The organism is Seohaeicola zhoushanensis (assembly GCF_014656415.1).
GTDB classification, from domain to species: Bacteria; Pseudomonadota; Alphaproteobacteria; order Rhodobacterales; family Rhodobacteraceae; genus Seohaeicola_A; species Seohaeicola_A zhoushanensis.
In genome coordinates this window covers 53,632-61,909 of the sequence record NZ_BNCJ01000023.1, presented here as the reverse complement: position 1 = coordinate 61,909, position 8,278 = coordinate 53,632, and the positions used below count along the sequence as shown (strand labels likewise).

Below are 8,278 nucleotides of genomic sequence, written 5' to 3'. Positions count from 1 at the left end.
AGCAGGGTCGGCGGCGGATCGACAAATCACTTGCAGGGGAAGGCAGTTCATACATACTCCCCTGAGTGTCCGCGTTTTTTAGTTCGCTCTGTTCAGGTTTTGGTCCTCTACTGACCGTTGGTGATACTCCCACGGGGTGAGCCCGTCGAGGCTCGTGTGGGGGCGGTGATGGTTGTAGTCATCGCGCCAAGCCGAAATCAGCTCTCGGGCATGGCGCAGATTGGCGAACGGGGCTGATTGTCCTAGCAGTGTACGGATGGGTCGTTCGTAATTCCGGAAGCCGACTTCAAGCAGCATACTCTCCACGATATCGTGGAGTTGTTCGGCCAGATCAGGCCCTTCTTCGTCATCCGCACCTTGCATAAAGGTAAGGTCGCACGCACCTTTTTTCGCGGCAAGCCTTTTGATAGCCCATAAAGGCGGAGCGGAAGGTCGAAGACCCCCGACATTTACGTATTAATTTTCTGCACTTTTGCTGAAATTAATCACCTTTCCGGAATTTCCGGTCACGAAATTTGACCAACGCTCCATCAAGGTCCGTCGTTTATCCAGAAGGTCTGACCGAGCATAAGCGCGTTCCACATCCGACCCGATTCGATGCGACAAGCTCATCTCGGCTACTTCGCGCTGGGCGTTGGCCGATTCCGAGGCCCAATCCCGGAAAGTGCTACGGAAACCGTGAACGGTGACGCCTTCAACGCCCATTCGACGCAAGAGCATCAGCATCGCCATATTGGAAAGCGGCTTGTGGCGCTTCTGGCCCTCGAAGACATATTCGGATTGCATCGCCCTCAGGGGTTCGATGATCGCCAACATGGCGTCCGTCAGCGGCACCTTGTGATCCTCGCCGGTTTTCATCCGTGCCGCCGGGCAGGTCCAGACGCGCGCGTCCTCGTCGATTTCCGCCCAGCGCATTCCAAGTGCCTCATTCGTGCGCGAGCCGGTCAGGCAAGTGAACATCAGCGCCTTTGCGGCCATCGCTTCCCGTGTCGCAAGATCGGCATAGAAGGCAGGCACGTCCTGCCAGCGCATCGCCGCATGGTGCTTGGGCTTCTTCGCCACCTTGGGCAGAACCTTGGCGTCCTTGATCGCAGTCACGGGGTTCTCGCCAGACCGGAAGCCCTTTGATTTCGCCACGTCGAGAACCGATTTGATCCGCTGCGCGAGTCTGGCGGCTGTTTCGTGCTTTTCCGTCCAGATCGGGGACAGGCACATCAGGACTTCCGGCTGGCCAATGCTGTCGACCGGCATCCGCCCAATCTTGGGGAAGGCATAATCCCGCAGCGTGTTGATCCATTGCGCGCCATGCTTCGCGTTCTTCCAGGTTGGCAGTCGGTCGATATGCACCTGTTCAGCGATTTCGGCGAAGGTCGGGATTTCCTGCCGAGCATTGAAACGCGGGTTGAGCCCCTGCTTCGCCATCCGCCGGTATTCCAGCGCCCGTTCGCGCGCCTGCGGAAGCGTTACGATATCTGCGCCACCTAGGCCGAAGTCGGTGCGCAGCGGCGCGCCCATGCGGTTTTTCTGGCCCTTGACCACCACGCGCACGATCCACCGCCGCGCGCCAGAAGGGTCGACCACCAGATACAGCCCATTGCCGTCACCGTGCCGACCGGGGCCAGCGTTCTCTACCAATTTCTTAGTCAGCTTTCCTGAGAGCGTCACCATGACCGATACCACGTTCCATACCACTCAAGAGAAGAATACAGGCGACATCGAAACAAAGCGAGCACAAACAATCAGACGCTCAAACGCCAGTAAAACATAGCCATTGCGCCATGTTTTGCCATTCAACAGAACTCGTATAATTTGGGTGGTGGCGGAGACGAAGGGATTCGAACCCTCGAGACGGTTTCCCGCCTGCACCCTTAGCAGGGGTGTGCCTTCGACCACTCGGCCACGTCTCCACGGACGCGTCTAAATGTGCCGTTGAATGATGACAAGACGAAAGTTGCGTTCGGCCTGTTCATCGCGGGAAATCTGGTGGGCTCCGGGCAACGGTCTTGGGGTTTCGTGCGGCATCGCGGAGACCTGACGGGCTTCGGGCGCGCATAAATGGGGGGATTTATCCCATCCGGGCCAGGGCACCGCCCTGCCCCCGCTCGTCCCCAAGGGGTCCTGCGGAAATGATCGCGCCGTGCCTCGCGGCGCGGGGCCGCGGCGGCGGTCTTGCGTGGCCGGAAACCGGTCCCGGCCACGCAGCGCGAACTCAGAAGTTCGCCGTCACGCCAAGCCAGAGGCTGCGGCCCGACTGGTAGGTGTTGCTCTCGGCTTCGGTGACCGTTGCGTCGAACAGGTTGTAGATGGCGGCGTTCAGGGTCGCGTGATCGCTCAGCACGTAGGAAAGGCCGATATCGACGGTGGTATAGGCGTCGTATTCATAGGCGATGGCATTTCCCAGCGAGTCATAGGCGTAGGGCGTGCCGTTGGTCCCGATGCGCGCGCCGGCGTTCACTTCCTTGCCGTGGTAGTTGGCCGCGCCCCAGGTCTCGAGGCCCGCAACCGGCGTCACCCATTCCATCCGCAGGCTCGCTGCGTGGCGCGGGGTGCGGGCGAGCGGCAGACCGGCATAGGCGCCGCTCTGCTGCTCGGAATCGGTGAAGGTGTAGGAGCCGCGCAGCAACACCGAGTCGCTCAGCTCCACCCGTCCGGTGAGTTCCACCCCCTGCAGCAGCGCGTCCTGGATGTTGCGGTATTCCCAGCGGTTGTAGGTCGTGCCGCCCACCACGACGGTGCCGCCGGTGTTGAAGCTCTCGATCTTGTCGCGGAAGTCGGTGCGGAACAGGGTCGCGCCGAGTTCGTAGGCGCCTTGCTGCCAGAGGGCCGAGACCTCGTAGCTGGTGCTGGTCTCGGGCTTCAGGTCGGGGTTGGCGACGATGACGCCGGCGCCGCGCTGGGTGGTGTAGTAATAGCCGTCGATGGTCTGGCGCAGCGAAGGCGTGCGGTAGCCGGTCGAGACGCCGCCCTTGAGGGTGAAGGCGTCGTTCACGTTCCAAACGGCATAGAGCCGCGGGGTCCATTTGCCGCCGAAGTTCTCGTTGTCGGTATAGCGCAGGCCGGCGGTCAGGGCGAAGCTGTCGCTCAGCTTCCATTCGTCCTCGGCGAAGACGGCCCATTCCGAGGAGGTGTATTCCTGGTAGAGGCCATTGCCCAGGCCGGGGTTCTGGTCTGTCAGCTCGGCATGGCGATACTGGAAACCGGTCACGATGGTATGCGCACCGCGGAACTCGGCCGGGATGGTGAACTTGCCGTCGAGCACCGAGTTCACGATCTCGGGGTTGCGGCTGCCTTCGACCAGGGCGCCGGCCAGATAATCGTAGCTGGTGCGCTTGCCCCGCTCCTGCTGGAAGCTGAAGTCGGAGGTCACGGCGCCCCAGTTGCCCTTGTAGCCCAGCGCCCAGTGCTGGCGGTCATTGTCGACCCGTTCCGGATCGGTGCCGAGGGCCAGGGTCCTGCCGGGGTTGGAATACTGGTCGATCCTGGTGAAACCGTATTCGAAGCTCAGCTCGTGGTCGGGGTTGACCATCCAGGTCAGCCGCGCGGTCAGGTCGATGTCCTCCTGCTCGCGCGGGCCGTTCAGAACGCCGGATTCGTCGCGGTCGAGCCGGCGGCCCCAGATCTGCAGGCCCAGCCGGTCGGCAAGGATCGGACCGTTCAGGTAGAAGGAGAGCTGGTTCGAGGCCGCATCATCGCTGCCCTCGGGAATCGTCGTCTCGGCAGTCACGGACCCGGTCCAGACCGGCGAGACCTTGCGGGTTATGATGTTCACCACGCCGCCCATGGCATCGGAGCCGTAGAGCGAGGACATCGGGCCGCGCACGACCTCGATCCGCTCGATGGCGGCGACGGGCGGGATGAAGCTCTGCTCGTAGCCCGAGGAGCCGTTGGTGCGGCTCTCGCGCGTGCCCTGGCGTTTGCCGTCGACCAGGATCAGCGTGTAGTCGCCGGGCAGGCCGCGGATGAAGATGTCCTGCTCGTTGGCGATGCCGGTGGTGATGACACCCTGAGCCTCGCGCAGCGCGTCCGAAAGGTTGGTCACATTCGCCCGGCGCAGCTCTTCAACGGTGATGACCGAGATCGAGGCCGGCGCATCCACGACGTGCTGCTCGAAGCCGCCGGCAGTGATGACGAGCGTGCCGAGGTCGAGAGCATCGCTGCTCTGCGCATTGGCAGCCCCGGCAAAGGCAAGCCCGGTGAGGCAAAGCGCGGTCGTCCGCCGGTAGCGGGTCATGAGGGATTGGGTCACGTCTTGGTCCTTCTTTCGTGCGTGAGGTCGGAAGTCCGAACTGGCTGGCCGGTCTGGCGGGCTCGATGGACTGGGGTTGGGGCCAGGTCCCGCCGGGGACAGGCCTGGTTCGGAATGGCTAGCCGTAGATGTCGACCATCAGCTTGCCGTCTGTCCGGCTGACGTTCAGGTCGATTCCGTAGAGGTCGCGCAGGGCGACGGTGCGGATCACCTGGTGCGGAGGTCCGGCGAACTGCAACTGACCGTTCTTCATGGCAATGATGCGGTCGGAATGCCGGGCCGCGAAGTTCAGGTCGTGCAGCACCGTCACCACGGTCTTGCCCAGCTCCTCGGCGGCGCGGCGCAGCAGCTGCATGACCGAGACGGCATGGCGGATGTCGAGGCTGTTCAGCGGTTCGTCGAAGAGCGCGTATTCAGTGTCCTGCGCCAGCACCATGGCGATGAAGGCGCGCTGGCGCTGGCCGCCGGAAAGCTCGTCGAGGAAGCGGTGGCGATAGGGCTGGAGTTCGACAAGGGCCAGCGACTCCTCGATCTTCGCATGGTCCTCCCCGGTCAGGCGCCCCTTGGAATAGGGGTAACGCCCGAACCCCACCAGGTCGCTCACGGTCAGCCGCGCCGCCATGGCGTTGTCCTGGCGCAGCACGGTCAGGCGGCGGGCCAGTGTATCGCCGGGGATGCGCAGGATGTCCTGCCCGTCGAGCGTCACCACGCCCCGGTCGGGGCTCTGCAAACGGGCGATCATCGACAGCAGGGTCGACTTGCCTGCCCCGTTCGGGCCGATGATCGCCGTGAGGCCGCCGCGCGGCAGTTCCAGTTCGGGAAGGTCCACGACCCATTGGCCGGCATAGGATTTGCCAAGGTTCTCGACACGGATCATCGGGCACGCTCGATCAGAAGGAGGATGAAGATGAGGCCGCCCAGGAACTCGATCACGATGCCGACGGTGCCGGCAAAGCCGAGCACCCGTTCCAGCACCACCTGAGCGGCGACGAGAAGAGCGGCGCCAAGCAGCCCGGCCAGCGGCAGCGTGAGGCGCAGGGGCGCGCCGGGCAGCAGGCGATAGGCGACATTGGCGACCAGGAGGCCGAAGAAGGTGATCGGCCCGACCAGCGCGGTGGAGGCCGCCACCAGAAGGGTGACGATCAGGAAGACCTCGGCGGTCAGGCGGCGATGCGGTACGCCGATCGCCAGCGCCGCATCGCGGCCCAGTACCATGGCGTCGATCGCCGGCAGCCGCCAGATCGCCCAGAGCGTCGCCACACCGACCAGCCCGGCGGACATGGTCAGCACCTGCGGCTCGGCCCCGCTGAACGAGGCGAACATGCGGTCCTGCACGATGAGGAACTCGCTCGGGTCGATCAGCCGCTGCAACAGGCCAGAGACGGAACGGAACAGCACCCCGAAGACGATGCCGACCAGCAGGAGCAGTTCCAGGCTCTGCGCGATCCGCGAGAACAGCCAGTGGAACAGCAGCGAGGCAAAGACCACCATCACCGCCAGTTCGCCCAGGAAGACGAGTTGCGGCGGCCAGGCCGACACGGTTGCCGAGCCCAGCAGGAAGACCGCCAGCGTCTGGATCAGCACGAAGAGCGTGTCGAATCCCATGATCGAGGGCGTCAGGATCGGGTTGCGCGAGATGACGTGGAACAGCACTGTCGCCGCCGGCACGGTCCATGCCACCAGCAGGATGGTCAGCAGCTTCTCGCCCCGGTAGCTCAGCACGAAAGACCATTTGCCCACGGCGCCCAGCGTCATGTATCCGGCCACCGCCAGCGCCAGAACGAGACCCAGCGCCAGAGTCAGCCGGCAGGCCCGCTGCCATCGCAGCTCGGGGCTCATCGTCCCTGCCCCTTCAGCAGAAGCACCAGGAAGATCACCGCGCCCAATACGCCCATGGTGATCCCGATGGGCAGTTCGAACGGGTGCAGGATCAGCCGCCCGGCGATATAGCAGACCAGCGTCATCAGCGCGCCAAGCAGCGCCACAGCGGGCAGTGCACGGCGAAGGTTGTCACCGAAGCGGCGCGCGACCAGGTTGGGCACGATCAGCCCGAGGAAGGGGATATAGCCCACCGTGACGACGATGCAGCCGGCCACCGCGGCAACGATCGTCACCCCCAGCGCCAGCACCTGGCCGGGGTTCAGGCCAAGCGAGCGCGCCACGCTGTCGCCGAGACCGGCCAGGGTGAAGCGGTCGGCCGCGATCCAGGCGAAGACGGTGAAGGCGGCGGCGAGGTAGAGCATCTCGTAGCGACCCGCCAGCACGATGGAGAAATCCGCCGAGGTCCAGGCGAAGAGCGCCTGCATCAGGTCGGTCTGCCAGGCGATGAACATGGCCACCGAGCCGATGACCGCACCATAGGAGATACCCAGCAAGGGCGGGATCAGAGGCGAGCGGCGCGGCATGGCGCGCAGCAGAAGGAGGAAGACGCCGGTGCCGAGCCAGGCGCAGAGCGCCGCGGCGGCCATGCGCAGCATTGGCGGCGCGTCAGGGAAGATGATCACGGTCAACAGCAGCCCGAGGGAAGCGCTGTCGACCGTGCCCATGGTCGTCGGATCGACGAACCTGTTCTGAACCAGGCGCTGGATCACCAGCCCGGTGATGGCCGAGGCCATGCCCGCGAGGATCAACGCGGCGGTGCGCGGCAGGCGGCTTGTCATCAGCAGGTCGAGGCCCGCCGGATCGTCGAGCAGCTCGCGCAGGCCGATGCGCCCCGCCCCGACCAGCAAGCTCAGGCCGGCCAGCAGCACCACAAGCGCCAGCCCGAGCCAGAGCAGCCCCCGGCCGGGCGAACCGAACGGGCGCTCTGCCCTGCCCTGCGATGTATCGACCGCCTCGCTCATCCGCCTATTCGCCGAGCGCGCCCGCGACCTGCGCGGCGGCATTGCCGACCGAGGTGATGCCCGCTGCGATCAGATACCAGTCGACCGGGTTCAGGTAGACGATCTGCCCCTTCTGTGCCGCCGTGGTGGCCGCGACCATCGGGTTGTCGAGCATCTGCGCCGCCGGCTGCCCGTCACGCCCGATGGCGGCGTCGCGGTCGACGACGAAGATCCAGTCGGGATTGGTCTCGCGGATGAACTCGAAGCTGATCGGCTGGCCGTGATTGCCGGGCTTCACGCCCTCGATGGCCGGGGGGAAACCGAACTCGTTGTAGATCAGCCCGAAGCGGCCCTTGTCGCCATGCGTGCTCATCCTGGCGCCGGTGGTCAGCAGCGTCAGCGCCGTACCGCGCCCGCTGGCGGCGGCCTTCACCTTGGCCAGTGCCTCGTCGAGCGCGGCAACCTTCGCGGCCGCCTCCTCCTGCTTGCCGTAGATCGCGCCCAGGGTCGCAGCGTTGCGCCGGATCGACGGCATGACGTTTGTCGTGTCCGGCGTCAGGTCGATCACCGTGGCGATGCCCGAAAGCTCGTCGAACTTCGGCGCGGAGCGGCCGGCCACGATGATGAGATCCGGCTGGAGGGCGGCGATCTTCTCGACATCTGGCTCGAAGGGCGATCCGACCGGGGTGGCCGTCTCGGCGTATTTCGACAGGTAGGTCGATACCGTCTGCGCCGGGATACCCGCGACGGTGCCGCCGATCGAATCGATGACGTCGAGCACGGCCATGTCGAGCGTTATGACGGACTGCGGCTGCGCCGGCAGGGTCACCTCGCCACGGGCGGTTTCCACCGTGATGGTCTGTGCAGAGGCCGCCGTGGCAAGGCCGGCAAGGCAAAGGGCGCTGAGCCAGTGTCGCATTGTCGATATCCCGATATTGGTGCCGACGCGACGCGCCAGCGATGTGCAAAGGGGGGAATGGCGGCTGGGCCTGCGCTGCTTTCGCGCGGCCGTGGCGGTGCCGTTTGGGTACAGGTCGCAGTCCATGCTGCAACGCCGATGGGAGGTCAAGCAGTTTTCCGACTAATTTTGTCGTCTATACACAGAAATGTGAAATTACAAAGCCTTCGGGGATGGAACCCCTCGGCAAGGCCGGAGCAGAACCTTTTGATGACGTCAGAAAAGAACGAGCCGGCCGAACAGCGTGGCCCG

At 64.7% G+C, this 8,278-nt stretch carries 6 protein-coding genes, 1 tRNA gene and 1 pseudogene; all 8 read right to left on the bottom strand.

Annotated elements, in window-relative coordinates:
* Positions 1 to 78 precede the first annotated feature (78 nt).
* Positions 79 to 228, bottom strand: a pseudogene (locus tag IE266_RS22990) (integrase core domain-containing protein); the annotation flags it as partial.
* Positions 229 to 456: 228 nt separating this feature from the next.
* Positions 457 to 1,668, bottom strand: a complete 1,212-nt coding sequence (locus IE266_RS22985) for a tyrosine-type recombinase/integrase (protein WP_189682480.1) — start codon at positions 1,666 to 1,668, stop codon at positions 457 to 459.
* 149 nt (positions 1,669 to 1,817) lie between these two features.
* Positions 1,818 to 1,907: transfer RNA gene (locus tag IE266_RS22980), tRNA-Ser, on the bottom strand.
* A gap of 302 nt (positions 1,908 to 2,209) precedes the next feature.
* Complete coding sequence (locus IE266_RS22975; RefSeq protein WP_229864410.1) at positions 2,210 to 4,246, bottom strand: TonB-dependent receptor domain-containing protein; 2,037 nt, start codon at positions 4,244 to 4,246, stop codon at positions 2,210 to 2,212.
* A 118-nt stretch (positions 4,247 to 4,364) separates the two neighbouring features.
* Positions 4,365 to 5,123 carry an iron ABC transporter ATP-binding protein gene (locus IE266_RS22970; RefSeq protein ID WP_189682479.1) on the bottom strand — a complete coding sequence of 253 codons (759 nt, stop codon included), beginning with the start codon at positions 5,121 to 5,123 and terminating at the stop codon, positions 4,365 to 4,367.
* A complete protein-coding gene (locus IE266_RS22965; RefSeq protein ID WP_189682478.1) occupies positions 5,120 to 6,085 on the bottom strand; it encodes an iron chelate uptake ABC transporter family permease subunit in 966 nt (321 codons plus the stop codon). The genes IE266_RS22970 and IE266_RS22965 overlap by 4 nt, the downstream gene beginning before the upstream one ends.
* Positions 6,082 to 7,089 carry an ABC transporter permease gene (locus IE266_RS22960; RefSeq protein WP_189682477.1) on the bottom strand — a complete coding sequence of 336 codons (1,008 nt, stop codon included), beginning with the start codon at positions 7,087 to 7,089 and terminating at the stop codon, positions 6,082 to 6,084. The genes IE266_RS22965 and IE266_RS22960 overlap by 4 nt, the downstream gene beginning before the upstream one ends.
* A 4-nt stretch (positions 7,090 to 7,093) precedes the next feature.
* Positions 7,094 to 7,987 (bottom strand): siderophore ABC transporter substrate-binding protein, encoded by an 894-nt coding sequence (locus IE266_RS22955; protein ID WP_189682476.1) that lies wholly within the window; start codon positions 7,985 to 7,987, stop codon positions 7,094 to 7,096.
* Between the last annotated feature and the right edge of the window lie 291 nt (positions 7,988 to 8,278).